Genomic DNA, 23,110 nt, shown 5'->3' on the forward strand with positions numbered 1-23,110 from the left:
CGTTCGGGAATGAAAAGCCCGCTGAACCGGTGATGGTCAGCGGGCTTTTTCATGCCTGGAGGACAACGCAGTCCCTGTAGGAGCGAGCCTGCTCGCGATGAGGTCAGCGCATTCAAGATGGATGTTGGCTGACACTCCGCCATCGCGAGCAAGCTCGCTCCCACAGGGTTATGGGGGCTGGCTTTAGGCCCCGCTCAATCCCTTAATGACCAAATCCACATTCCCCTCCAGCTCCGCTACCGGATCCTCGGCATCGGTGCTCAACACCACCAATCGACACCCACCCTGGCTGATCGCAGCCTTCACCGCGTCCGAAGGCTGTCGATGATGCAACACCAGCGCCACATCATTGTCCTTGAGCGTCGTGCTCAAGGCCTTCAACGCCTCAGGCGTCCATTCGGCATCCGCTCGTGCATCCAGGCCGATCAGTTCGAGGTTGAGGCCGCCGATCAGATATCCGAAGTGATCGCTGAGGCTCATCACGCTGAGGTTGTCCGCAGCAGCCAGTCGCGCTTCGCTGTCGGCGCTGAGTTTGAGCAGGCGTTGCTTGAGTGCCGCCAGGTTAGCCTCGATCGCCGGCTTGGCCGCAGGCGCCAGGCGCACCAGGTCGGCGGCCATCACGTCAGCCATGCGTCCCATGTTGTTGCTGGCCAGCCATGGCTGACTGTTCAAGCCGTCGACTTTGTTACCCGGCTGCACCGCGATACCGGGCAGGGCGCCGTCCACCGGGCGGGCGGCGTCGACTTCGACGATGCGGATGTTGCTGCGTCGTGCCATCGGGTACAGCGGATCGTCCGGCCACAACGAGCGCAGACCGATGACGGCGTCGGCTGCGGTCGCCAGACTGGCCAGCGCCGGTGCGCCACGCCCGGTGAAGTAAGCGCTCTGGCGGCTGCCGGGCAGGTTGGCTGGCGCCGCGCGTTCGAGGCTGACATCGGTGCCCTTGAGCAACACTTGGCCCAAGCCATAGGTCACTGGTAGCGAAGCCAGCACATGCAGCGGCTTTGCGTTGTCGGCACAGGCGTTGGCGGTCAACCCGCAGAGGGCGATCGCCAGGGTCAGTTGTCGCAGAGAAAAAGACATTTATCCAAGGTTCCCTTTCAGGCTGGGTACGACGCCGCGCGCGATGGCGGCTAGGGCGAAGGTGATACCCGCCATCAGAATAATGGCGGCACCGGATGGAATCGGCAGGTCGAAGACGATGGGCGCAAGAATGCCGCACAGGGTACTCACCGTAGCGATCAGCACCGAACACCAGAAAAAGCCCTTCAGCGACTGGCTGAGCAGGCGTGCCGCCGCGGCCGGAATCACCAGCAGGGCGCCCACCAGGATTGCGCCGATGACTTTTACCGCGGCCACGGTGATCAGGGTCACCAGAATCACGAACAGGTAATCCAGCGTCTTGACCGCCACACCGCGCACCGCCGCCAGTTGCGGGTTGAAACTGGCGAGCATGATGCGGTTGTACAGCGGCAGGGCCAATGCCATGACCAGCGAGCCAACGATCGCCAGTACCAGCAGGTCATTGCCATTGACCGTCAGCACTGAGCCGAACAGCACGTTTTCCAGAATGTGCACATTGATCTTGCCCGCCAGAATCAGCAGCAGGCTGGCGCCCAGCGCCAGGGACACCGAGAGGAAGACGCCGATCAGGGTGTCCGGCGCCAGACCGGTGCGGTTGCGCAAGTAGTTGAGCAGGATGCCGAACAGCAGGCAGTAGCCGAACAGGCTGCCGTACGGCCCGGTGTAGGGTTCGCCGAGCAGAATGCCGATGGCCACGCCGGTCAGCGCCGCATGGCCCACCGCTTCGGAGAAAAACGCGAAGCGCTTGACCACCACCAGCGTGCCGAGACCGCCCAGCACCGGGCCGATCAACAGCCCGGCCAGCAGCGCGTTCACCACAAATCCATAGGCCAGCGCCTCGGGCAGATAACCCGACGAGGCCCAGCCCTGGATCATCAATCGAAAGGCTTCGTAGCTCATCAGGCAAGGCTCCTTGGCTGGGTCGAAAACAGGCTGAGCAGGCGTTCGGGGGTCAGCGCCTGTTGCGGTGTGGCGTCGAACAGCACCCGACGATTGAGTCCGGTGACGTGATCCGCCAGGCGCCCGACCGCTTCCAGGTCGTGCTCGATCCACAGCACGGTGATGCCCGCTGCCCACCAGTCGCCGAGCAGGCGTTCGAACACCTGGATACCGGCCTCGTCGAGGGCCGACATCGGCTCATCCAGCACCAGCAATTGCGGGCTCGGAATCAAACCTTGCGCCAGCAGTACCCGCTGGCGTTCGCCTCCGGACAGTGCACCCATGCGTCGCTTGCGTTTGTCCTGCATGCCGACCCGTTCCAGCGCCTCGCCGATCGCTGTGGCGTAGTGCTTGCTCAAACCGAGGAACGCCGGGCGCCGCTGGCACATGGCAGCCATGAAATCGTCGACGGTCATCGGCAGTCCGCGATCGAACTCCAGGGCTTGGGGTACGTACCCGATGGTGCCCGGCTCGCCTTGCCATTGCAGGCTCAGGCGGCCCTGATGCGGCATCTGTCCGAGCAGGGTCTTGATCAGCGAACTCTTGCCGCCACCGTTGGGGCCGACCAGCGCATGCACGCTGCCGGGGCGGACCTGGAAAGTGACGTTATCGAGGATTGTCGTGCGGCCGAGGGTCAGGCTGACATCGATGAAGTCGAGAGTCGGACCTTGTGGGAGCGGGCCTGCTCGCGAATGCAGAGTGTCATTCGACATCGATGTTGACTGATCGGACGCCATCGCGAGCAGGCTCGCTCCCACAGGGGATTGGGTGTCGGGCAGGATGGTTTCTTTCGAGGTCATGCACCTGACTCCTGAATCGCCCGCACCACGGTGTTGAGGTTCCCGGTCATTTCCTTTTCGTATTTGTCGGAGGTGTATTCGCCGTAGGAAATGTGCGACAGCGGGTAGAGCTTCACCCCGGATTCACGCTGGATGGTGTCGACATAAGTGGACGGGAAATCCATCTCCGAGAAGATCACCTTCACGTCCAGTTCGCGCAGTTGGTCGATGGTCTTTTTCAGCTGGCTGGGGCTCGGCTCGATGCCGTGGGCCGGTTCGACCACGGCGGTGACCTCCAGGCCGAATTCGCGCAGCAGGTAGTCATAGGCCGCGTGCACCGTGGCCACGCGCAGTTCGGCGTTCGGTGCCTGGGTCAGCTTTGCCAGGGCATCGGCGCGCATCTTGCGCAGGCGCTTGCCGTAGGCGCGGGCGTTTTCGGTGTAGGTCCTGGCATTGGCTGGATCGAGCTTGCCCAGTTCCCGGGCGATGTTGTTGACCTGGGCAATCGAGGCACTGATCGACAGGAAGGTATGCGGGTTGACCACCTTGCCGGCACCGCGCGCGGCAATCCCGGTGGCGGCCAGCAGCGGCACGTTTTCGTTGGCTTCGATCACCTTGATGTCCGGGGTTTCGCTGGCGGCGATCATGCGGTCGGCGAAGTCGTCATGACCGACGCCGTTGAGCACGATCACATCCAGCCCGCTGATGCGCTTGATGTCTTCGGCCCGTGGCTCGTAGGCGTGGGGGTTGAACCCGGCGGGAATCAGCGGCACCACGTCGGCCTTGTCGCCGACGATGTTGGCGACATAGCTGTAATAAGGATGCAGGGTGATGCCGATGCGCAGGCGCTTGGCTTCGTCGGCGCAGGCCATGCTGGTCATCAGGCAGGCAATCAGGCCGACCAGCATGGGGCGCAAAACAGAGCGTAGAGATGAAATGGGCATGGGAAAGCGGTCTTCTCTTGAATGAAGGCGAAGGTTCAGTGCCGGTGCTGGCGGGTCACGCCGGCATCGAATTGCGCGACGATCTGCTGCCAGCCGGCGCCTTCGAGCGCGGCATCGGTCAGATCAATCGGGGCCTTGATGCCTGCGGCGCGGCTGAGCCAGATGTCCGGCGCATCGCCCTCAGTGCTCAGGCGCATGAGGAATGAGCCGGCGACGGCAGGCGTCTGGCTCTGGCCGAAGTAAGCCCTGGCGTCGAGCAGTTGCCAGGCATGACCGCCACGACTCATGGAGCTGGCGTCCCGGGCGAACGGCGCGAAGCCTTCATCGGCCAGGGCTTCAGGTGTCGGCAAGCTGGTTTGTTCCTGCCGCAGCAACTGAATTTCATCCAGCGTCACCCGCAGATCGGCATAGATGCCTTGCTCGGAAGCGCTCAGATCACGGCGGGCATCCAGTTGATGGCTGTTCACCTGGGTCACGTCCTCTGACTCGTGGCGCCAGGCGACCACCGAGCCGGCAATCGCCAGGATCATCAGGCACAACAACAGCACGTAGAGGGTTTCATGGCCGGCGCCGGCCGGGCGTACGACTTGCGTGATCGGGCTGGTCATGGGCTTTTGATATCCGCCTGGTCGATTTCGACGACGTGGCCGGGGCCGGCATCGAACAGCACATAGAACTCGGCACCGGGTTTCTTGAACGTCAGGGTGGAGTCGGTGCCGAGCTTGCCCGGTAGCAGGATGGTTTCGTCATAGCCGATGACATCGAGGGTCACCCCCGGCGCGCCGCTACCGTCGGAGAAACCGCCGGTGCACTTGATCTGCTCGGCGTCGATGGCCTTGCATTCGCACATAGGGTTGTGGGCCAGGGCGCTGGCGCTGAAACCGGCGCAGAGCACCAGCAACGCGGCGCTCAGTGGATGAGTGACCTTGATCATGGTTTGCCTCCTTGAGTGGTCAGCCAGGCGAGGGTGGCGGGGGAGGCCTGGCTTAGAGGAATGGATGTCTGATGCATGGAGCCATCCCAGCCTTCCATGGTTATCCACAGCTCGGCGTCGGCGCGGGTCTTCTCCGGGACTGGCAACATCGCGCCCATGCGATACGGCGTGCCGAAGAAAATCACCCCGGCGGCGCGCAGGCTGCGGGGTTTGCCGATGCGCAGATAGGTGGCCTTGACCTGCTCGCGGCAGCTGTCGCACAGCGCCGCATTGAAGCTTTTCATGTAGCCGGCCGGGCCATCGAGCAGCGGTGCTTCGTTGCGCAATTCGGCCAGACGCAAGCTCCACGGTCCGACCTGAAGCTCAGCGATTTCCCGCTCGCCCAGACCGGTATCGCCGCGAAACAGCGCGGCGTCGGCGAAGTACTTGGGCATGAAGCCCAACGGCACCAGTAACAGCAGGACGTTGATGTGGAAGCGCCACTTGTACCAGTAGCGGCTAAGCGTTGAAGGCGATTTTTCAGTGATGACTTGGCTCATTGGCTGACCTCCGCGGATTCACGGCGGCTGGCCTTGGCAGACTCGTGGTGTGGGCGTTTGTGGCTGCGCTTCAGGGCATTGGCGCTGGCCAGCGCGGTGCGTTTGGTCCAGATCAACAGGCCACTGAGGACCATCATGCTCAGCAGCAGGCCGAAGAAGAACCAGATCAACTTGATCCAGATCCCGCCGAAATCGCCGGTGTGCAGCGGGCGCATGGATTCGGTCACGAACTCCATGCTCGAGCGGTCCGAGAGCAGGCGCGTGGCGGCGATCTCGCCGGTGTAGGGGTTGATGTCGGCGGTCTGGTACATCAGCGGATACCAGCTGCGACCACCCACCGACAGGTAGCTGTAGGCATTGGCCGGCAGGCTGACAAAACTCTCGTCCAGCCCGGGGATGCGCGCTCGGGCCTGCTGGATCGCGGCGTCCAGGCTGATCATCGGCACCGGCGAGCCATCGGCGCTCAGGGGCACGCTTTCGCGGGGGACCACGGCGGCCACCGGGGCGGTGGAGATGGAAATCTGGTTGTCGAAGAGGAAGGCCTGGATCAGGAACCAGCAACTGGTGACTGAAATCACCGCGATGAACCAGATCGACCAGATGCCGCACAGGCGGTGGAAATCCCCCCAGAAAATCCGTGCCCCATGGCGAATGCGCAGGGTCGGACGCAGGAAGCCTTTCCAGAAACGCTTGTAGACCACAAGCCCGGTCACCAGCGATGCCAGCAACGGCAGGCTGAGGAACGACACCAGGTACCAGCCCCAGCTGTAGCCATTGGTGAACGGCACCAGCCACCAACCGTGGAGGGCGCGGGTGAAGGCCTTGAAATTGAATTGCGGCGCGGGGCCCTGGATCACGCCGGTGTAAGGATTGACGTACACCGTCACCGAGCGTCCGTCGGGGTAGCTGACCTCCACATCCAGGGCAAAGTGCGATTCATCCGGGCGGTTGATGCCCTCGACCAGAGTGTCGGGTTCGGCCTTTTTGATCGCGGCGACGACCTGGTCATAGCTCAGGCGCGGTGCATCGTCCGATGGCGGGCTGGCGCGCATTTGCGGGTTGGCCAGCCAGACGATTTCCTGGCTGACCACCGCCAGGGTCCCGGTCACGCAGACGATCAGGACGAAAAACCAGATCGGCAGCGCCAGCCAGCTATGGACCAGGAACCAGAGTTTGGAGCGGGATTTCTTCGACATGCTAAAGGGTCTTATATCGATGAAAAGGCCTCTGCTACGGGCTTCGCAGCGATGAGGTCGATCAACGGCCCGGTCGTGGCTTTTGCCTGTGCGAACGGACTGCATCTATATAGGACGGATGAGCACCCGAAATCCCGAAGGGTGAGATGAAAGAAAATGTTTCGTATTTCGACCGATGAACTGCCATCGCGAGCAGGCTCGCTCCCACAGGAGATCTTCTGTGAACCGGATCTACTGTAGGAGCGAGCCTGCTCGCGATAGGGCCCGCTCAAACACCAAAGGTCTCAACCCTGCTGAAACATCTCCCTGGCCCGCTGCTCGATCTGCTCCTGAGTCAGATCTTCCTTGCGCGTGGCCAGAAACCACAGATGGCCATAGGGGTCTTTCAGAGTCCCCGAACGGTCGCCATAGAACTGATCCTTGACCTCCGACACCACGATGCCACCGGCGGCAATCGCCTGTTGATAGGACTTGTCGACGTCGGTCACATACAAATGCAGGCCTACCGATGGCGATTGCTCCGGATTGCGCAGCGGCCCCTGATCGCATGGCGTGCCCAGCATGATCGGGCAGTCGCCGATGCGCAGTTCGGCGTGGCCGATGCCGCCGTCGGGCATGGACAGGCGCATGACTTCAACGGCGCCGAAGGCTTTCTTGTAGAACTCGATGGCCTCGGCCGCTTTGGCAATGCCCAGGTACGGGGTGATGCTGTGATAACCCTCTGGAATCGGTTTGACGCTCATGATGCTTCTCCCTGTTCTTGTGAGTTGAAGACCGCTCTCCAGCCGAACAAGTGTAGGAGCTGCCGAAGGCTGCGATCTTTTGATTTTGATCTTTGCCATTGGTCAAGTTCACAAAAAGATCGCAGCCTGCTGTGCAGGTTTAGCCAGCTCCTACAGGGGGCTGCGGTGTCCGTGAGTCAACAGCAAAGCAACAGATTGTCCCGGCTTCGGCAGTGCCGAAACTTGCAAAAACCGCCGAAACCCCCGAAAACACTGCGCCACGCACTCAGGCACAGAAGCTGCAATGACCCTTGATAAACACCGTTATCGAGAGTCCCGTATGTCTGCCTTGCCCCCATCTGCCGTTTATCCGATCAACCCGCCAGCCGCCCATCGCATTGCCGACGAAGCCGAAGCGCTGCGCGTCGCCGCGCAAGTCGCCGCTGTCCTCCTGGAGCAGGACGCCGAACGCGACCGCACCCGCCAGGTGCCCGCCGAGATCGTCGACCTGTATTCCAACAGTGGCCTGTGGGGCATCACCGTGCCCCGGGAATTCGGCGGTGCACAGGTGTCCTACGCGGTGCTGGCGCAGGTCATTGCGATCATCTCCGCCGCGGATCCGTCCCTGGGGCAGATCCCGCAAAACCACTATTGCCTGCTGGAAGATATTCGCCTGCAAGGCACGCCCGAGCAGCAAGCGCATTTCTTCGCCCTGGCGCTGCAAGGCCACCGCTTTGCCAACGCCCTGTCGGAAACCGGCGGCAAGAATGTGCAGGACATCCAGGCGACCATCCGCCGTTACGGCGACGGTTATGTGATCAACGGCCGCAAGGGCTACTGCACCGGTTCGCTGTATGCCCACTGGCTGGCGGTGCTGGCGCTGGATGAAGAGCAAAAGGGCCAGTTGGCTTTCGTCGAACGCAGCACCAAGGGATTGGTCGTTGTCGACGACTGGGACAGCATCGGCCAGCGCACCACCTCCAGCGGCACGGTGCTGGCGGACAATCTGCACGTCCTGGCTTTCAACCTGTTCCCCACTTATCGTTCCTATGAAAGCCCGACCCTCGCCGGCCCCTTCGCTCAACTGACCACCGCCGCCATCGATGCCGGCATTGCCCGCGCCGCGTTGCGCGACACCATCGCCTTCGTCCGGCAGTTCGCCCGCCCGTGGATCGACGCAGGGGTGGACAAGGCCAGCGAAGATCCGCTGACCATCATTCAGGTCGGTGGCCTGGAGATTCGCCTGGAAGCCGCCGAAGCCCTGCTGGAACGGGCCGGTCGCGCGCTGGACGCGGCACGCCCGGCACCGGACGAAGACACGGTTGCCCACGCTTCATTGGCCGTAGCCAAGGCCAAAGTGCTGACCACCGAAATCGCGATTGAAGCGACCAACAAACTGTTCGAGCTCGGCGGTACCCGCTCGACCCTGAAGAAGCACAACTTCGACCGTCACTGGCGCAACGCCCGGGTGCATACCCTGCACGATCCGGTGCGCTGGAAGTACCACGTGGTCGGCAACTGGCTACTCAACGGCGTGAAACCGCCGCGCCACGATTGGTCGTGATCATGGCCGAATTGTTCAAGAACATTTATTGGGCCGACATAGGCCAGGCCTGCCTCGACACCCTGAGCATGCTCGGCGCGGCCCTCGGTTTCACCGTGCTGCTGGGGTTGCCGTTGGGCGTGCTGCTGTTCCTCACCGGCAAGCGCCAGTTGCATGAAGCGGTCGGGGTTTATCGGGTGTTGTCGGTGATCGTGAACATGCTGCGTTCGCTGCCGTTCATCATTTTGCTGATCGTACTGATCCCCCTGACCACCGTGCTGGTCGGCACTTCGCTGGGCGTGCCGGGGACCATTCCGCCGCTGGTGGTGGGTTGCACACCATTCTTTGCGCGGCTGGTGGAAACCGCCCTGCGTGAAGTCGATCGCGGGGTGGTGGAGGCGACCCAGGCCATGGGCGCCAGCACCTGGCAAATCATCCACTACACGCTATTGCCCGAAGCCCGGGGAGGGCTGTTGGCGGCGATCACGGTGACCGCGATCGTGCTGGTGGATTACACGGCGATGGCCGGGGTGATCGGCGGTGGTGGCCTGGGCGACCTGGCGATCCGCTATGGCTATCAGCGATTCCAGACCGACGTGATGGTGGTCACCGTGGTGTTGCTGCTGGTGCTGGTGCAGGCCCTGCAAATGAGCGGTGACCGGCTGGTGGCGCGCTACAGCCACCGCTGAAGACTCGATGCCTTTCCATTTAAAAGAATCAAAAATCCGGCCCTACGTCCGCCCCACGACGGCCACTCAAATCTGCCTAGGAGCACAGCATGAAAAAGACCCTGGCCGTTCTGGCTGCCTTGATTTCGTTGAGCGTTCACGCCAATGAAAAACTCACCGTCGGCGCCACCCCGGTTCCGCACGCGGAGATCCTTGAATTCGTCAAACCGACCCTGGCCAAGGAAGGCGTGGACCTGGACATCAAGGTCTTCACCGATTTCATCCAGCCCAATCAGCAGTTGGCGCTGAAGAACCTCGATGCCAACTATTACCAGTACCGGCCGTTCCTCGATGACTACAACAAGACCCGACACACCGATCTGGTGCCGGTGGTTGGCGTGCACATCGAGCCGTTCGGGGCCTATTCGACCAAAATCAAGAACATTGCCGAGTTGAAGGACGGCGCCACCGTGTCGATCCCCAATGACCCGGTGAACACCGGCCGCGCGCTGGTGTTGTTGCACGAAGCGGGGCTGATCAAGCTCAAGGACCCGAGCAACACCCTGGCCACACAACGGGACATCGCCGAGAACCCCAAGCACCTGAAAATCCGTGAACTGGAAGGCGCGTTGCTGGCCCGTTCGGTGAGCCAGGTGGACCTGGCGTTCGTGTTCGCCAACTACGCGCTGGAGGCCGGAATCGACACCAACAGTGCGTTGATCGTCGAGAAGGGCAAGAGCCTGTACGTGGAGTTTCTGGTCGCGCGGCCAGACAACATCAACGACCCGGGCTTGCAGAAACTGGCCAAGGCGTTGAATTCCGATGATGTGCGGCAGTTCATCCTGACCCGATACAAAGGGCAGATTGCGCCGGGGTTCTGATTTTTCGTTGACCTTGAGGACGCCATCGCGGGCAAGCCCTGCTCCTACAGGTTTCGAGCCGTTTGTGATTAATGCGAACGACACAAATCCTGTAGGAGCAAGGCTTGCCCGCGATGGGCGCACCGCTTACTTCGGATCAGCCCCCGCTTCCAGCAGCTGCGCCCCCGGCCCCTGTTCCCCCAGCACATCCCCGAAATTGCGCAACGGACACGCCTCCATCGAAAGGCACCCGCAGCCAATGCAGCCATTGAGCTTGTCGCGCAACAGCGTCAACTGGCGGATCCGCTCATCCAGATCCCGGCTCCACTGCTCCGATAACATTTTCCAGTCCGCCGCCGTCGGTGCGCGATTGTCCGGCAAGGTCTTGAGTGCCTCGCCGATCTCGGCCAGGGGAATGCCCAGGCGTTGGGCGACCTTGATCAACGCCACCCGGCGCAACACCTCCCGGGGATAACGTCGCTGGTTGCCCTGATTGCGGCTGCTTTTGATCAAGCCCTTGGACTCATAAAAATGCAGCGCCGTGACCGCCACGCCGCTGCGCGCCGCCAGTTGGCCGACGGTGAGTTCTTTATTCAGGTGTTCCGGGCTGATCATGTGCAAAAAGCTCCTTGACCTCTAGTTAACTAGAGGTTTTAACCTGCACGCCTTCGGATCGCAAGATCCGTCCTACAGGTAGCGGGGGAGTTTTCATGCAGGCGCCGGAGAAAAATCGCAGTTTCACCCAGTTGATCGAATTCGAAATCGAACCCCATCAGCAACAGGCGCTGGTGACGGCGTTATCGCAGCAGACCGAGCGCCTGGCCCAGCGCTACAGCGGTTTTCTGAGTGCCAGCATCCAGGCCAGCGACGATGGCCGGCGGGTGCTCAATTATCTGCAGTGGCAAACCCGCGAGGCCGGGGAGGCCGCGTTTCAGGGCTTTGAAAGCGGCGAACAGGATTTCTGGCAGTTGATCCGTGCCCATCAGGCAAAAACCGTGACCTTCGGCTCGTTCCAGGTGCTGCACAGCCTGGAACTCAGCCACGACCAGGCATTGCACTGCAATCTGGTGCACTGAGGCTTAGATCGATAGCTGCATCAAACGCTCGCCCAGCAGGTTTTCCGTGGGACGCCGTTTGTTGACCGCCAGTTCGCCGATCTTGATCAGGCGCGTGCGGGTGACGTTGCGGCTCAGTCCCAGCAACGCGGCGGTGTGTACCTGGTTGTAGTGGCTGAAGCGATAAGCCGCCCGCAGCAAGGCGTCTTCGACCTTCTCGTGCAAGGCGCCGGCCTGTTCTTCGAACAACTTCTGAAAGGCCCGATCCAGCAGCGCTTCGGCGCAGTTGTCGATCTGTGCGTGAGAATCGTCCGGGCGCTCGATGCGCAGGTTCGACAGCCGCAAGTCATCGCGCTCGATCACGCCGTTGCGGCAAATCAGCAGGGTGTGATGAATGACGTTTTCCAGCTCGCGAATATTGCCCGGCCAGCTGTAGCTGCGCAGTTTCAGCTCGGCTTCCTTGCTGAGGGTGATGGTGCCGTATCCGAGGCGCTGACTGTAGACGTCGATGAAGTGACGGGTCAGCGGCAGGATGTCGCCCGGACGATCACGCAACGGGTTCAACTCGAGGCTGACCACGTCGAGCCGGTAGTACAGGTCTTCGCGAAAATGCCCGGCGTTGATGGCTTTTTCCAGCTGCACGTTGGTGGCGGCCAGCACCCGCACATTGATCGGAATGCTTTTGCGCGACCCCAGGCGCACCACTTCCCGCTCCTGCAGCACCCGCAGCAATTTGACCTGGATCGCCATCGGCAAATCGCCGATTTCATCGAGGAACAGGGTGCCGCCGTCCGCCTCTTCGAACCAGCCGGCCTTGGCACTCAGGGCGCCGGTGAACGCACCTTTTTCATGGCCGAACAATTCGGCCTCGACCAGGGATTCGGAAAACGCGCCGCAGTTCACCGCCACGAACGGGCGGTTGCGGCGGGCGCTGAGGTTATGGATATGCCTGGCAACCAGTTCCTTGCCGGTGCCGGTTTCGCCAATGATCAGTACGCTGGCTTCACTCGGCGCGACTTGTTGCAGGTGCGCGAGCAAGGCCTGGGATTTGGGGTCTTCGAACACTTGCGCCGTGGCGCGGATCGAAGTGGCCAGGGCGGGCGAGGGCGGTAAGGTCAGCAGTTGCATGGGGCAGGCTCCTTGTAGGGCAGGCTATGAATCGAAAGTCGGAATCGGCAGGGCCTGGTTCAGCGCCCGGTCATCCAGCTCCTGGAGCTTGTAATCCAGCGGGTCGTGCAGAGCCTGCGCAGATTGCGCAGTGGCGCGAGTTATAAAGCTTCTCTGTTATTCCGTAAAATAAGTTAAATAAATATTTATATGTATTTATGGAATATAAGAGGGTGGCATTAGGAAATCTCGATAGCGACTATCGAGAGTGATGATTTCTGCCCATCCGGACGCGCGGGTAGCCTGTGTTCATTGCCCCGAACCCAGATCGCCAGGACGCCAGACATGAAAACCCTGATCACCGCTTCCCTGCTGCTGAGCCTTTCCGTTCTCGCCGGATGTGCCAGCCATGTTTCCCCGGAACTGCGGCCCTACACCGCTGAGGAAACCCGTGAACTGGCGCTGGAAGCCTTGAATCGCCGGGGTTTGTCCTTCGATGAATACCACGCGAAAAAAGCTGAATTGCTGGGTCAGCCACAGAAAAACTTTGGCTTTGACAAGCAGGGCGAAATGAACGCCGAGCGAACTGTACAGCTGCACGGTCGCGCCAGCTGATCGAAAACTGTACTGCTCAAATTTTCGCCTAACTGTCCATGGGTTTCCCCAGGGGTGTGCGATAGGGTCAATACCTGACCGACCCTGACGGACTGCCACCCATGACGCTCTCACTCGATCTGCTGCTGGGCTTCGCCCTGTTTGCCCTGGTCACCTCGATCACGCCAGGCCCGAATAACACGATGTTGCTGGCATCCGGCGTGAACTTCGGCTTTAACCGCACAATCCCCCATATGCTCGGCATCTCCTGCGGCTTCTTCGCGCTGGTCGTGGCGGTCGGTTTTGGCCTGGGCGCGGTGTTCCAGACTTACCCGGTGCTCTACACCGTGCTGCGTTACGTCGGTGCGGCGTATTTGCTGTATCTGGCGTGGAAAATCGCTCATTCCGGGCCGGTGTCCGACAGTCAGAAGGGTGAAGGCAAACCGATCAGCTACCTGGGCGCCGCTGCGTTTCAATGGGTCAACCCCAAGGCCTGGATCATGGCCATCGGCGCCATCAGCACTTACACGCCGATGCAGGGTTACTTCACTAATGTGATCGTGATTGCCGCCGTGTTCGCGCTGATCAACCTGCCGAGCGTCGGGCTCTGGGCCGCCTGCGGCACGCTGTTGCGCAATGTATTGAAGGATCGACGCTGGTTGCGCCTGTTCAACTGGGGCATGGCCGCGTTGCTGGTAGCTTCGCTGTATCCGATCCTGCACGAAAGCTTTAGCTGACTCATTGCTTCATCCGGTTGCCCGATGCCTGTTAAGCTGGCTTTTCAGGAGCGTACCTACGCACTTTTAATGAAGCTGGACTTCTTTAACGGCATCCGATCAGGTATTGGTAACGTTCTGAAATCGCGACGCAGCTCACAAGGCTGCGTTTTGGCGTTTGCAGTGATGAGCCTCCTGACCCCGGAACACGCTCTGCGAGTCATTTATGAATAAACGTCCGTTGTATTTCGACTACGCCGCCACCACGCCGGTGGATGAGCGAGTCATCAAGGTCATGGTCGAGTGTCTGGGCTTCAGCGGCAATTTCGGCAATCCCGCCTCAAGCTCCCATGCGTTCGGCCAGCAGGCCCGGCAGTCGGTCGAGCTGGCGCGGCGCCAGGTCGCTGAACTGGTGGGCGCCCTCCCGGCGCAGATCGTCTGGACCAGTGGCGCCACCGAATCCAACAACCTCGCCCTCAAGGGTGTCGCCCAGGCCCGCGGCGTTGCCGGCGGCCACATCATCACCAGCCAGATCGAACACAAGGCCATCCTCGATACCGCCCGGCAATTGCAGGAGGCCGGTATCGAGGTGACCTGGCTGGAGCCCGACGCCGATGGCCTGATTACCCCGCGAGCGGTCAGCGAGGCGATGCGCGAAGACACCTTCCTGGTGTCGCTGATGCTGGTCAACAACGAGCTGGGCACGGTCAACGACATTCCGGCCATCGGCCAGGTGGTGCGTGATCGCCAGGCGCTGTTCCACGTCGACGCGGCCCAAGGGGCTGGCAAAGTGGCGATCGACCTGACGCAATGGCCAGTGGACCTGATGTCCTTTTCCGCACACAAACTCTACGGCCCCAAGGGCATCGGCGCGTTGTATGTCGGCCCGCGGGCCCAGCAGCGTTTGCTGGCGCAAATTCACGGTGGCGGCCACGAGGGCGGTTTGCGCTCCGGCACCCTGGCGACCCACCAGATCGTGGCCATGGGCGAGGCCTTCGCGCTGGCGTCGGCTGCATTCGATGAAGAAAAGGCCAGAATCGTCGCATTGCGTGAGCGCCTGCTCGATCAATTGCTCGGCATGCCGGGCGTGCGTCTCAATGGCAGTGCCGAGCAACGCATCCCGCATACCCTGAGCCTGACCTTCAATGACGGCGAATTCAATTCGACGGCTTTGCAGGCGCAGATCGCGTTTTCCGCGACCTCGGCCTGCAACTCGGCAAGCAATGCGCCATCCCATGTGTTGCTGGCTTTGGGGCATGACGCCCGTTCGGCCAGTCGCACCATCCGCTTGAGCCTGGGACGGTTCACCACCGAGCAGGATATCGATCAAGCGGCACAACTGATTAAAGCCGCCTGCGCCAGTGCTCCGGCATTCTGGCAATAGGCAACGGCGCTGATCGGCGCCAACACAACAACACAACAATGATGAGTGGTTAGCAGGAGTTACGATGAGTACGCAGTCTTCGATCAACGGATCGGTGCCCCAGCGCCTGGCGCAAACCCGTGAACTGATGAACCGGGAGGGCATTCATGCGCTGCTGGTGCCGTCGGCCGACCCGCACCTGTCCGAATACCTGCCGGGCTACTGGCAAGGGCGCCAATGGTTGTCGGGCTTCCATGGTTCGGTCGGCACCCTGATCGTGACCCCGGAGTTTGCCGGTGTCTGGGCCGACAGCCGTTACTGGGAGCAGGCGACCAAGGAACTCAAAGGCAGCGGCATCGAGCTGGTCAAGCTGCAGCCGGGCCAACCGAGCCCGCTGGATTGGCTGGCCGAGCAAACTCCGGAAGGCGGCGTCGTCGCGGTCGATGGTGCGGTGATGGCCGTGGCCTCTGCGCGCACCCTGGGCAGCAAGCTGGAGGAGCGCGGCGCGCGCCTGCGCACTGACATCGACCTGTTGAACGAAGTCTGGAGCGATCGCCCGATTCTGCCGAATGAGCCGGTTTACGAGCACCTGGCACCGCAAGCCACCGTCAGCCGCGGCGAAAAACTCGCCAAGCTGCGCGAAACCTTGCAGGCACGGGGCGCCGACTGGCATTTCATTGCCACCCTCGATGACATTGCCTGGCTGTTCAACCTGCGCGGCGGCGATGTGTCGTTCAACCCGGTATTCGTGTCCTTCGCCCTGATCAGCCAGCAGCAGGCAACGCTGTTCGTGGCGCTGAGCAAGGTCGATGCGAAACTGCGCGCGATCCTGGAGCAGGACGGCGTGACGTTGCGCGATTACAGCGAAGTGGCGGCGGCCCTGAAGGCTGTGCCAGGCGGAGCGAGCCTGCTGGTCGATCCGGCTCGTGTGACCGCGGGACTGCTGGATAACCTTGAAAGCGGCGTCAAGCTGGTAGATGGCTTGAACCCGACGACATTGGCCAAATCGCAGAAGAGCCTGGCCGATGCCGAGCACATTCGTCAGGCCATGGAGCAGGACGGCGCGGCACTCTGCGAGTTCTTCACCTGGCTCGACTCGGCGCTGGGCCGTGAGCGCATCACCGAGCTGACCATCGACGAAAAACTCACCGCCGCGCGCGAGCGTCGTCCGGGTTATGTGTCGCTGAGCTTCAACACCATTGCCGCCTATAACGCCAACGGCGCCATGCCGCACTACCACGCCACTGAAGAAGAGCACGCGGTGATCGAGGGCGACGGCCTGTTGCTGATCGACTCCGGCGGCCAGTACCTGGGCGGCACCACCGATATCACTCGGATGGTGGCGGTGGGTACGCCGACCGAAGAGCAGAAGCGCGATTGCACTCGCGTCCTCAAGGGCGTGATCGCCTTGTCTCGCGCGCGGTTCCCCAAAGGCATCCTGTCGCCGCTGCTCGACGCCATCGCCCGCGCTCCGATCTGGGCCGATAACGTCGACTATGGCCACGGCACCGGTCACGGCGTCGGCTACTTCCTCAATGTTCACGAAGGCCCGCAAGTCATCGCCTATCAAGCCGCACCAGCGCCGCAAACCGCGATGCAGCCCGGCATGATCACCTCCATCGAACCGGGTACCTACCGTCCGGGCCGCTGGGGCGTGCGTATCGAGAACCTGGCGATGAACCGCGAGGCAGGCAGTAGCGAGTTCGGCGAGTTCCTGAAATTCGAAACGCTGACCTTGTGCCCGATCGACACCCGCTGCCTGATTCCTTCGCTGCTCAGCGAAGAGGAAAAGCAGTGGTTCAACGCTTACCACGCCGAGGTGCGTGAACGCTTGAGCCCACTGCTTGAGGGTGCCGCTCTTGAGTGGTTGAACACTCGCACCGCGGCTATTTGATCGGATGGAGTTCGGGCGCTGATTCCAGCGCCTGACTCATGTAATCGACAAAGGCTTTGACTCTGGCGGATTGGCGACGATTCGCCGGGGACACGGCATATATTGGCAGTGATTGCGCAACGTAATCCTGCAGGATCGCTGTCACTCTTCCCGCTTTCAGATCCTTGCTGAACAGCCACACCGGCGATAGCGCAATTCCCAATCCTCCCAACACCATCTCGCGAATCGCTTCGGAGTTGTTGCTTTGCGCGTTGCCTTTGATCCGCACCTCATGCCCCTCATACGTCCATAGATTCTGGCTGCTCAGCAGATTGAACAGCAGGCAGTTGTGCCCCCTGAGATCTTCGGGCGTCCGGGGTTGGCCGTGTCGGGCCAGGTATTGGGGCGCGGCGACGGTGACCCGGTGGGTCGTGCCGACATGGCGGGCGATCAAGCCGCTGTCGTTCAGCGCGCCGATGCGGAATGTGACATCCAGGCCTTCGCTGACCAGGTCCTGGTTCTGATCGCTCAGTTGCAGGTCGACCTGAACGTCCGGATAGCGGGTGAGGAACTCCGTCAGGCGCGGGGCAATCTGCAAGCGTCCGAAGCTGACCGAGGAGCCGATTCTCAGTGGTCCGGCGATGGATTCGCGGCCGGACTGGAAGCTATGTTCGGCGGCATCCACGGCGGCGAGGATGTGCCGGCACTCGTTGTAATAGCGCTGGCCTTCATCGGTCAGGGACAGCTTGCGAGTGCTACGGGCAATCAGCTTTCCCCCCAGTTGAGCTTCCAGCGCACGCAGCACTTTGCTGATGGTGGGCTGGCTGGTCTGCAGCTCACGGGCGACGGCGGAAAAGCTGCCGCGTTCGACCACGCGCACGAAGACGGCCATTGCATTGAGTTTATCCACAGCGTCTCTCATTCATGCCAAATGGGCATGTTTACTATAGCGATATGGCGTCTTATCGGCATGAGTGGGTGGGCGCAAGATCGGTCCTGCTTCTTCATCTGACCGGAATAATCGAAATGACTGACTCACTGCAAATGCGTGCGCTGATTGTTGAATCGGCCAATGTTCCGTTTCACCTGGCTTCCATAGATCGACCGGCACCTGGGGCAGGGCAGGTCCTGGTACGGATCGCTGCCAGCGGAGTGAACCCGTTGGACGGAAAAATCCGCGCTGGCCAGGCCGGCCATGCGCGTCAGCCTCTGCCGGCAGTGTTGGGTATGGACCTGGCGGGAGTCGTGGATGCAGTGGGCGAAGGTGTTAGTGGCTGGGCGCCGGGCGATGAGGTCTACGCGATGGCCACGGGGATTGGTGGGGCCCAGGGTTCTCTGGCGGAATACGCGGTGGTCGATGCGCGGCTGCTGGCCCGCAAGCCAGGCAATCTGAGCATGCGTGAAGCGGCAGGTTTGCCGCTGGTGCTGATTACCGCGTGGGAAGGGTTGGTTGACCGCGCGCGAGTGCGTGCTGGGCAGAAAGTGTTGATTCACGGCGGGGCGGGCGGTGTCGGGCATGTCGCTGTGCAAATCGCTGGCGCATTCGGAGCCGAGGTGTTTGCCACGGGCTCTGCACGAAACCGGGGAATCATCGAGGGTCTGGGGGCGACCTTTATCGATTACGGCCTATCGTCAGTCGAGGACTATGTGGGCGAGCATACGGGCGGGGAGGGCTTCGATATTGTCTATGACACGGTGGGTGGTGAAACCCTGGATGCGTCATTCAAGGCTGCGCGGGTGTACTACGGTCATGTGGTGAGTTGCCTGGGATGGGGGCAGCACAGTCTCGCGCCACTTTCATTTCGTGGGGCGACCTATTCCGGAGTCTTCACTTTGTTGCCGTTGCTGACCGGCCAGGGGCGTGAACATCATGGGGAGATACTGAGTCAGGCGGCACGTCTGATCGAGGCGGGCAAGCTCAAACCGATTGTCGATCCGCACCGGTTCACCCTGGATACCGCCGAGGCCGCCCATGAGCTGCTCAAGTCGGGCGCAGCACAGGGGCGGTTGGTGATCGAGATTTAACTCAGGGCCTGGCGAACGAAGTCCAGACGGTCCTGGCCGAAGAAAAGCTCGTCATCGACAAACATGCTGGGGGCGCCGAAAACACCGCGCCGGACGGCTTTTTCGGTGTTGTCCTTGAGTGCGGCCTTGATGTTCTCATCGGCCGTCAGGGCGAGTATTTCGTGGGGATCGAAACCGTTGTCCGTCAACACTGCCGCCACGGTTGCCGGGTCATCGAGGCTTTGGCCTTCAACCCACAGGGCCTTGAACAGGCAATCGATGAACGCTGGAAAACGCTCGGGATGGTGCAGTTGTATGCCGGTGACGGCGCGCATCAGCGTCAGGGTGTTGATCGGGAAATTTCGAGTGTACTTCAGGGGTACGCCGTAACGCCGGGCATACCGGTCGAGGTCCTGAAGCATGTATCGGCCTTTGGCCGGGATGGTCACCGGGGAGGCGTTGCCGGTGGCTTTGAAGACACCGCCTAGCAGGATCGGGATGTAGAGCAACTGGCTGTTGGTTTGCTCACAGATCTTGGGTAGCTGGGTGTACGCCAGGTAGGTGGCAGGGCTGCCCAGGTCAAAATAGAACTCCACGGTTTTGCTCATGGTCGATGCGCTCTACTTATTGTTGTCGGGAGTGCTTGCCAGCGTTCGCTCCAGGGGCGCAGGTCCGGGCACCTGACGCAGCGCCTCAGATCATTTGCAGATGACGATCATGCTGCGGCTGGTATAGCCAGCCGGGTTGAGGCCGAACGGATAATCGCCTGGTTCCTCAACGGCATCCCCTGACTTGGCGATGACCTTGTAGCCCTTGGGAGCGCACGAATTGGCGGCACTGCTGTAGCACTTGTCCCAAGAGGATGAGAGGCCGGAGCAGTTGATGTGTAGCCCTTTCTTGCCGTGTTTGGTCGTGGTCTTGGAGGTCGCCGCACATCCCGCAACTGCAAGTACGGCGATCAATATCAAAATTCGTTTCATTGCTTTCCTTGGTGCATTTCCGGATCTGACGCCCGGTCTCGCAGTATTCGCTTTTCGTATGAAGCGTTCTGATATCCCTATCCTGAAAATCCATGTCTGACACTGGGTTGCGGACCTAAACATGGCCTAAATGAACGGCAAATGCCAGCACCTCTTCAAATCTTGCGTTAATCCGCCGCAATTGCAGGCTTTGCGGCACCTCCCATGGTCATGGTGGCGCCAACGGATGCCAGAATGATGCAAAGGATAGCCATCCACTGTGACAGGGAGAGGTATTCATGAAGAAACAGCAGGCCTGACAGCGCGCCAAAGGCGGGTTCTATGCTCATCAAGGTGCCGAAGGTTCTGGCCGGTATGCGGGTGAGGGCGACCATCTCCAGGGTATAGGGGAGTGCCGTGGACAGGATGGCGACACCGATGGCCACCGGGATCAAGGATGGCGTCAGCAGTGCGGTACCCGCATGCACGATGCCGATGGGGGCTACGAACAGCGCGGCAATCATCACACCCAGCGCGGCTGTCTGAACGCCATGATCTGCGCCGGCCTTTTGGCCGAAAAGAATGTACAGCGCCCAGCAGACTCCCGCGCCCAACGCGTATCCCGCACCGAGAGGATCGATAGCTGCCGTTGTCGCCCCTGTCGGTATCAGCAACAGCAAGCCGACCGCCGCCAGGGCAATCCACAGAAAGTCGATCGCCCGCCGTGACGCGTAAATGGCGACGGCCAGGGGGCCGGTGAACTCCAGAGCTACCGCGATACCCAGGGGGATGGTTTGCAGGGACATATAGAAGAGGAAGTTCATGCCCCCCAATGCCATGCCGTAGATGATGACCGTGCGCAAAGACTTGGCGGTGAGCTTCGCCCGCCAGGGGCGCAGTATCACCAGCATGATCACGCTCGCAAAGATCAGGCGCAGGGTTGTGGTGCCCTGGGCGCCGATCACCGGGAACATGCTTTTGGCCAGGGAGGCTCCGGACTGAATCGATGCCATGGCTATTAATAGTAGGCCAACCGAAAACAGGGTCGAGGCAAGGCTGCGAGGCTGATCATTCATTGAGAGGCATCGTCCGAAGTAGGGAGCTTGGTCTATAGATCTTGGTATTGGGCAATATACTGCGCAATCGTCGCAGGCGCGTCTATATATAAGGGCGAATTTGTTCTTGCTGATAGAAATATCAAATCAGTGCTTGACGGCAGATTCTGGAGGCCTATAATTCGCCCCACTTCCGGCGCAGTCGAAACGGAAAACTCCTTGGTAAACAATGAGTTACGCAGTTTTGACGGTCAGGTGCTTCAGTTCATCGAAGCCCGCAGGAAGTTGAAAAAGAGGTGTTGACAGCAGCGAGTAACGCTGTAGAATTCGCCTCCCGCTGACGAGAGATCGAAAGCGCAAGTGGTTGAAGTTGTTAGGGATTCCTTGAAAGCTTCTGAAAATAATCACTTGACAGCAAATGAGGCTGCTGTAGAATGCGCGCCTCGGTTGAGCAAAGCGCTTAACCAACCGCTCTTTAACAACTGAATCAAGCAATTCGTGTGGGTGCTTGTGGTGTCAGACTGCTAGTCAACAGATTATCAGCATCACAAGTTACTCCGCGAGAAATCAAAGATGTAACCAACGATTGCTGAGCCAAGTTTAGGGTTTTCTCAAAACCCAAAGATGTTTGAACTGAAGAGTTTGATCATGGCTCAGATTGAACGCTGGCGGCAGGCCTAACACATGCAAGTCGAGCGGATGAAGAGAGCTTGCTCTCTGATTCAGCGGCGGACGGGTGAGTAATGCCTAGGAATCTGCCTGGTAGTGGGGGACAACGTTTCGAAAGGAACGCTAATACCGCATACGTCCTACGGGAGAAAGCAGGGGACCTTCGGGCCTTGCGCTATCAGATGAGCCTAGGTCGGATTAGCTAGTTGGTGAGGTAATGGCTCACCAAGGCGACGATCCGTAACTGGTCTGAGAGGATGATCAGTCACACTGGAACTGAGACACGGTCCAGACTCCTACGGGAGGCAGCAGTGGGGAATATTGGACAATGGGCGAAAGCCTGATCCAGCCATGCCGCGTGTGTGAAGAAGGTCTTCGGATTGTAAAGCACTTTAAGTTGGGAGGAAGGGCATTAACCTAATACGTTAGTGTTTTGACGTTACCGACAGAATAAGCACCGGCTAACTCTGTGCCAGCAGCCGCGGTAATACAGAGGGTGCAAGCGTTAATCGGAATTACTGGGCGTAAAGCGCGCGTAGGTGGTTTGTTAAGTTGGATGTGAAAGCCCCGGGCTCAACCTGGGAACTGCATTCAAAACTGACAAGCTAGAGTATGGTAGAGGGTGGTGGAATTTCCTGTGTAGCGGTGAAATGCGTAGATATAGGAAGGAACACCAGTGGCGAAGGCGACCACCTGGACTGATACTGACACTGAGGTGCGAAAGCGTGGGGAGCAAACAGGATTAGATACCCTGGTAGTCCACGCCGTAAACGATGTCAACTAGCCGTTGGGGACCTTGAGTCTTTAGTGGCGCAGCTAACGCATTAAGTTGACCGCCTGGGGAGTACGGCCGCAAGGTTAAAACTCAAATGAATTGACGGGGGCCCGCACAAGCGGTGGAGCATGTGGTTTAATTCGAAGCAACGCGAAGAACCTTACCAGGCCTTGACATCCAATGAACTTTCCAGAGATGGATTGGTGCCTTCGGGAACATTGAGACAGGTGCTGCATGGCTGTCGTCAGCTCGTGTCGTGAGATGTTGGGTTAAGTCCCGTAACGAGCGCAACCCTTGTCCTTAGTTACCAGCACGTAATGGTGGGCACTCTAAGGAGACTGCCGGTGACAAACCGGAGGAAGGTGGGGATGACGTCAAGTCATCATGGCCCTTACGGCCTGGGCTACACACGTGCTACAATGGTCGGTACAGAGGGTTGCCAAGCCGCGAGGTGGAGCTAATCCCACAAAACCGATCGTAGTCCGGATCGCAGTCTGCAACTCGACTGCGTGAAGTCGGAATCGCTAGTAATCGCGAATCAGAATGTCGCGGTGAATACGTTCCCGGGCCTTGTACACACCGCCCGTCACACCATGGGAGTGGGTTGCACCAGAAGTAGCTAGTCTAACCTTCGGGGGGACGGTTACCACGGTGTGATTCATGACTGGGGTGAAGTCGTAACAAGGTAGCCGTAGGGGAACCTGCGGCTGGATCACCTCCTTAATCGACGACT

24 protein-coding genes and 1 rRNA gene are annotated in these 23,110 nt (G+C 60.4%); 10 read left to right on the forward strand and 15 right to left on the reverse strand.

What is annotated here, in order from left to right:
• Positions 1-183: 183 nt before the first annotated feature.
• From ABTV29_RS08710 to ABTV29_RS08750, 9 genes are all read right to left on the reverse strand, one after another.
• The gene (locus tag ABTV29_RS08710) at positions 184-1,083 is read right to left on the reverse strand and encodes a metal ABC transporter substrate-binding protein (protein ID WP_433769687.1); all 900 of its coding nucleotides are present in this window, start codon (positions 1,081-1,083) and stop codon (positions 184-186) included.
• Positions 1,084-1,983, reverse strand: coding sequence for a metal ABC transporter permease (locus ABTV29_RS08715; RefSeq protein ID WP_433769688.1), 900 nt, complete (start codon positions 1,981-1,983; stop codon positions 1,084-1,086). It lies immediately after the preceding gene.
• Positions 1,983-2,822, reverse strand: coding sequence for a metal ABC transporter ATP-binding protein (locus tag ABTV29_RS08720; protein ID WP_433769689.1), 840 nt, complete (start codon positions 2,820-2,822; stop codon positions 1,983-1,985). The genes ABTV29_RS08715 and ABTV29_RS08720 overlap by 1 nt, the downstream gene beginning before the upstream one ends.
• On the reverse strand, positions 2,819-3,709 hold the full coding sequence (locus ABTV29_RS08725) for a metal ABC transporter substrate-binding protein (protein ID WP_433771797.1): 891 nt from the start codon (positions 3,707-3,709) through the stop codon (positions 2,819-2,821). The genes ABTV29_RS08720 and ABTV29_RS08725 overlap by 4 nt, the downstream gene beginning before the upstream one ends.
• A gap of 71 nt (positions 3,710-3,780) precedes the next feature.
• Positions 3,781-4,353, reverse strand: coding sequence for a DUF6162 family protein (locus ABTV29_RS08730; protein ID WP_433769690.1), 573 nt, complete (start codon positions 4,351-4,353; stop codon positions 3,781-3,783).
• Positions 4,350-4,679 (reverse strand): hypothetical protein, encoded by a 330-nt coding sequence (locus ABTV29_RS08735; protein WP_433769691.1) that lies wholly within the window; start codon positions 4,677-4,679, stop codon positions 4,350-4,352. The genes ABTV29_RS08730 and ABTV29_RS08735 overlap by 4 nt, the downstream gene beginning before the upstream one ends.
• Positions 4,676-5,218, reverse strand: a complete 543-nt coding sequence (locus ABTV29_RS08740) for a thiamine pyrophosphate-binding protein (protein ID WP_433769692.1) — start codon at positions 5,216-5,218, stop codon at positions 4,676-4,678. Before ABTV29_RS08740 ends, ABTV29_RS08735 begins: the two co-directional genes overlap by 4 nt.
• Entirely contained in the window at positions 5,215-6,414 is a 1,200-nt protein-coding gene (locus ABTV29_RS08745) for a PepSY-associated TM helix domain-containing protein (RefSeq protein WP_433769693.1), read from the reverse strand. Before ABTV29_RS08745 ends, ABTV29_RS08740 begins: the two co-directional genes overlap by 4 nt.
• A gap of 284 nt (positions 6,415-6,698) precedes the next feature.
• Entirely contained in the window at positions 6,699-7,157 is a 459-nt protein-coding gene (locus ABTV29_RS08750; protein WP_433769694.1) for a VOC family protein, read from the reverse strand.
• A 319-nt stretch (positions 7,158-7,476) separates the two neighbouring features.
• Here ABTV29_RS08750 and ABTV29_RS08755 point away from each other — a divergent pair, with 319 nt between their 5' ends.
• From ABTV29_RS08755 to ABTV29_RS08765, 3 genes are all read left to right on the forward strand, one after another.
• Positions 7,477-8,700, forward strand: a complete 1,224-nt coding sequence (locus tag ABTV29_RS08755; RefSeq protein ID WP_433769695.1) for an SfnB family sulfur acquisition oxidoreductase — start codon at positions 7,477-7,479, stop codon at positions 8,698-8,700.
• Between the two features lie 2 nt (positions 8,701-8,702).
• A complete protein-coding gene (locus tag ABTV29_RS08760) occupies positions 8,703-9,368 on the forward strand; it encodes a methionine ABC transporter permease (RefSeq protein WP_433769696.1) in 666 nt (221 codons plus the stop codon).
• A gap of 89 nt (positions 9,369-9,457) precedes the next feature.
• Positions 9,458-10,228, forward strand: a complete 771-nt coding sequence (locus ABTV29_RS08765; RefSeq protein ID WP_427576671.1) for a MetQ/NlpA family ABC transporter substrate-binding protein — start codon at positions 9,458-9,460, stop codon at positions 10,226-10,228.
• Between the two features lie 126 nt (positions 10,229-10,354).
• Here ABTV29_RS08765 and soxR read toward each other — a convergent pair whose 3' ends face one another.
• A complete protein-coding gene (gene soxR, locus ABTV29_RS08770) occupies positions 10,355-10,822 on the reverse strand; it encodes a redox-sensitive transcriptional activator SoxR (protein ID WP_433769697.1) in 468 nt (155 codons plus the stop codon).
• A 95-nt stretch (positions 10,823-10,917) separates the two neighbouring features.
• Here soxR and ABTV29_RS08775 point away from each other — a divergent pair, with 95 nt between their 5' ends.
• Positions 10,918-11,283: an antibiotic biosynthesis monooxygenase gene (locus ABTV29_RS08775; RefSeq protein WP_433769698.1), complete on the forward strand. Its 366-nt coding sequence runs from the start codon at positions 10,918-10,920 to the stop codon at positions 11,281-11,283.
• 3 nt (positions 11,284-11,286) lie between these two features.
• On the opposite strand, the gene ABTV29_RS08780 is transcribed toward ABTV29_RS08775, so the two are convergent.
• Positions 11,287-12,390 (reverse strand): sigma-54 interaction domain-containing protein, encoded by a 1,104-nt coding sequence (locus ABTV29_RS08780; protein ID WP_433769699.1) that lies wholly within the window; start codon positions 12,388-12,390, stop codon positions 11,287-11,289.
• A gap of 324 nt (positions 12,391-12,714) precedes the next feature.
• Here ABTV29_RS08780 and ABTV29_RS08785 point away from each other — a divergent pair, with 324 nt between their 5' ends.
• The 4 genes from ABTV29_RS08785 (at position 12,715) to ABTV29_RS08800 (ending at position 16,936) form a co-directional block, all read left to right on the forward strand.
• A complete protein-coding gene (locus tag ABTV29_RS08785) occupies positions 12,715-12,984 on the forward strand; it encodes a hypothetical protein (RefSeq protein WP_433769700.1) in 270 nt (89 codons plus the stop codon).
• A gap of 101 nt (positions 12,985-13,085) precedes the next feature.
• Entirely contained in the window at positions 13,086-13,700 is a 615-nt protein-coding gene (locus ABTV29_RS08790) for a LysE family translocator (protein WP_433769701.1), read from the forward strand.
• A gap of 205 nt (positions 13,701-13,905) precedes the next feature.
• Complete coding sequence (locus ABTV29_RS08795; RefSeq protein ID WP_433769702.1) at positions 13,906-15,063, forward strand: aminotransferase class V-fold PLP-dependent enzyme; 1,158 nt, start codon at positions 13,906-13,908, stop codon at positions 15,061-15,063.
• A 64-nt stretch (positions 15,064-15,127) separates the two neighbouring features.
• Complete coding sequence (locus tag ABTV29_RS08800; RefSeq protein ID WP_433769703.1) at positions 15,128-16,936, forward strand: aminopeptidase P family protein; 1,809 nt, start codon at positions 15,128-15,130, stop codon at positions 16,934-16,936.
• Here the strand turns inward: ABTV29_RS08800 and ABTV29_RS08805 are convergent.
• On the reverse strand, positions 16,929-17,837 hold the full coding sequence (locus ABTV29_RS08805; RefSeq protein WP_433769704.1) for a LysR family transcriptional regulator: 909 nt from the start codon (positions 17,835-17,837) through the stop codon (positions 16,929-16,931). The two genes, ABTV29_RS08800 and ABTV29_RS08805, sit on opposite strands and share 8 nt — an antisense overlap.
• 104 nt (positions 17,838-17,941) lie before the next feature.
• Between ABTV29_RS08805 and ABTV29_RS08810 the strand changes: the two genes are divergently transcribed.
• The gene (locus tag ABTV29_RS08810) at positions 17,942-18,940 is read left to right on the forward strand and encodes a zinc-dependent alcohol dehydrogenase family protein (protein ID WP_433769705.1); all 999 of its coding nucleotides are present in this window, start codon (positions 17,942-17,944) and stop codon (positions 18,938-18,940) included.
• On the opposite strand, the gene ABTV29_RS08815 is transcribed toward ABTV29_RS08810, so the two are convergent.
• The 3 genes from ABTV29_RS08815 to rhtA form a co-directional block, all read right to left on the reverse strand.
• Positions 18,937-19,527, reverse strand: a complete 591-nt coding sequence (locus ABTV29_RS08815; protein WP_433769706.1) for a 2-hydroxychromene-2-carboxylate isomerase — start codon at positions 19,525-19,527, stop codon at positions 18,937-18,939. The genes ABTV29_RS08810 and ABTV29_RS08815 overlap by 4 nt on opposite strands.
• Before the next feature lie 90 nt (positions 19,528-19,617).
• The gene (locus tag ABTV29_RS08820; protein WP_433769707.1) at positions 19,618-19,899 is read right to left on the reverse strand and encodes a hypothetical protein; all 282 of its coding nucleotides are present in this window, start codon (positions 19,897-19,899) and stop codon (positions 19,618-19,620) included.
• 167 nt (positions 19,900-20,066) lie between these two features.
• Positions 20,067-20,954 (reverse strand): threonine/homoserine exporter RhtA, encoded by an 888-nt coding sequence (gene rhtA, locus ABTV29_RS08825; protein ID WP_433769708.1) that lies wholly within the window; start codon positions 20,952-20,954, stop codon positions 20,067-20,069.
• Positions 20,955-21,563: 609 nt separating this feature from the next.
• Between rhtA and ABTV29_RS08830 the strand changes: the two genes are divergently transcribed.
• Positions 21,564-23,100: ribosomal RNA gene (locus ABTV29_RS08830) — 16S ribosomal RNA — on the forward strand.
• Positions 23,101-23,110: the final 10 nt, after the last annotated feature.

The sequence above is a fragment of the Pseudomonas putida genome (genome assembly GCF_050989985.1).
Classification (GTDB): domain Bacteria; phylum Pseudomonadota; class Gammaproteobacteria; order Pseudomonadales; family Pseudomonadaceae; genus Aquipseudomonas; species Aquipseudomonas putida_AI.

What these genes read in the sequence shown, in the direction of transcription:
- ABTV29_RS08710 (WP_433769687.1), bottom strand. Translation starts at nt 1,083, where the DNA reads ATGTCTTTTTCTCTGCGACAACTGACCCTGGCGATCGCCCTCTGCGGG.
- ABTV29_RS08715 (WP_433769688.1), bottom strand. Translation starts at nt 1,983, where the DNA reads ATGAGCTACGAAGCCTTTCGATTGATGATCCAGGGCTGGGCCTCGTCG.
- ABTV29_RS08720 (WP_433769689.1), bottom strand. Translation starts at nt 2,822, where the DNA reads ATGACCTCGAAAGAAACCATCCTGCCCGACACCCAATCCCCTGTGGGA.
- ABTV29_RS08725 (WP_433771797.1), bottom strand. Translation starts at nt 3,709, where the DNA reads ATGCTGGTCGGCCTGATTGCCTGCCTGATGACCAGCATGGCCTGCGCC.
- ABTV29_RS08730 (WP_433769690.1), bottom strand. Translation starts at nt 4,353, where the DNA reads ATGACCAGCCCGATCACGCAAGTCGTACGCCCGGCCGGCGCCGGCCAT.
- ABTV29_RS08735 (WP_433769691.1), bottom strand. Translation starts at nt 4,679, where the DNA reads ATGATCAAGGTCACTCATCCACTGAGCGCCGCGTTGCTGGTGCTCTGC.
- ABTV29_RS08740 (WP_433769692.1), bottom strand. Translation starts at nt 5,218, where the DNA reads ATGAGCCAAGTCATCACTGAAAAATCGCCTTCAACGCTTAGCCGCTAC.
- ABTV29_RS08745 (WP_433769693.1), bottom strand. Translation starts at nt 6,414, where the DNA reads ATGTCGAAGAAATCCCGCTCCAAACTCTGGTTCCTGGTCCATAGCTGG.
- ABTV29_RS08750 (WP_433769694.1), bottom strand. Translation starts at nt 7,157, where the DNA reads ATGAGCGTCAAACCGATTCCAGAGGGTTATCACAGCATCACCCCGTAC.
- ABTV29_RS08755 (WP_433769695.1), top strand. Translation starts at nt 7,477, where the DNA reads ATGTCTGCCTTGCCCCCATCTGCCGTTTATCCGATCAACCCGCCAGCC.
- ABTV29_RS08760 (WP_433769696.1), top strand. Translation starts at nt 8,703, where the DNA reads ATGGCCGAATTGTTCAAGAACATTTATTGGGCCGACATAGGCCAGGCC.
- ABTV29_RS08765 (WP_427576671.1), top strand. Translation starts at nt 9,458, where the DNA reads ATGAAAAAGACCCTGGCCGTTCTGGCTGCCTTGATTTCGTTGAGCGTT.
- soxR (WP_433769697.1), bottom strand. Translation starts at nt 10,822, where the DNA reads ATGATCAGCCCGGAACACCTGAATAAAGAACTCACCGTCGGCCAACTG.
- ABTV29_RS08775 (WP_433769698.1), top strand. Translation starts at nt 10,918, where the DNA reads ATGCAGGCGCCGGAGAAAAATCGCAGTTTCACCCAGTTGATCGAATTC.
- ABTV29_RS08780 (WP_433769699.1), bottom strand. Translation starts at nt 12,390, where the DNA reads ATGCAACTGCTGACCTTACCGCCCTCGCCCGCCCTGGCCACTTCGATC.
- ABTV29_RS08785 (WP_433769700.1), top strand. Translation starts at nt 12,715, where the DNA reads ATGAAAACCCTGATCACCGCTTCCCTGCTGCTGAGCCTTTCCGTTCTC.
- ABTV29_RS08790 (WP_433769701.1), top strand. Translation starts at nt 13,086, where the DNA reads ATGACGCTCTCACTCGATCTGCTGCTGGGCTTCGCCCTGTTTGCCCTG.
- ABTV29_RS08795 (WP_433769702.1), top strand. Translation starts at nt 13,906, where the DNA reads ATGAATAAACGTCCGTTGTATTTCGACTACGCCGCCACCACGCCGGTG.
- ABTV29_RS08800 (WP_433769703.1), top strand. Translation starts at nt 15,128, where the DNA reads ATGAGTACGCAGTCTTCGATCAACGGATCGGTGCCCCAGCGCCTGGCG.
- ABTV29_RS08805 (WP_433769704.1), bottom strand. Translation starts at nt 17,837, where the DNA reads ATGAGAGACGCTGTGGATAAACTCAATGCAATGGCCGTCTTCGTGCGC.
- ABTV29_RS08810 (WP_433769705.1), top strand. Translation starts at nt 17,942, where the DNA reads ATGACTGACTCACTGCAAATGCGTGCGCTGATTGTTGAATCGGCCAAT.
- ABTV29_RS08815 (WP_433769706.1), bottom strand. Translation starts at nt 19,527, where the DNA reads ATGAGCAAAACCGTGGAGTTCTATTTTGACCTGGGCAGCCCTGCCACC.
- ABTV29_RS08820 (WP_433769707.1), bottom strand. Translation starts at nt 19,899, where the DNA reads ATGAAACGAATTTTGATATTGATCGCCGTACTTGCAGTTGCGGGATGT.
- rhtA (WP_433769708.1), bottom strand. Translation starts at nt 20,954, where the DNA reads ATGAATGATCAGCCTCGCAGCCTTGCCTCGACCCTGTTTTCGGTTGGC.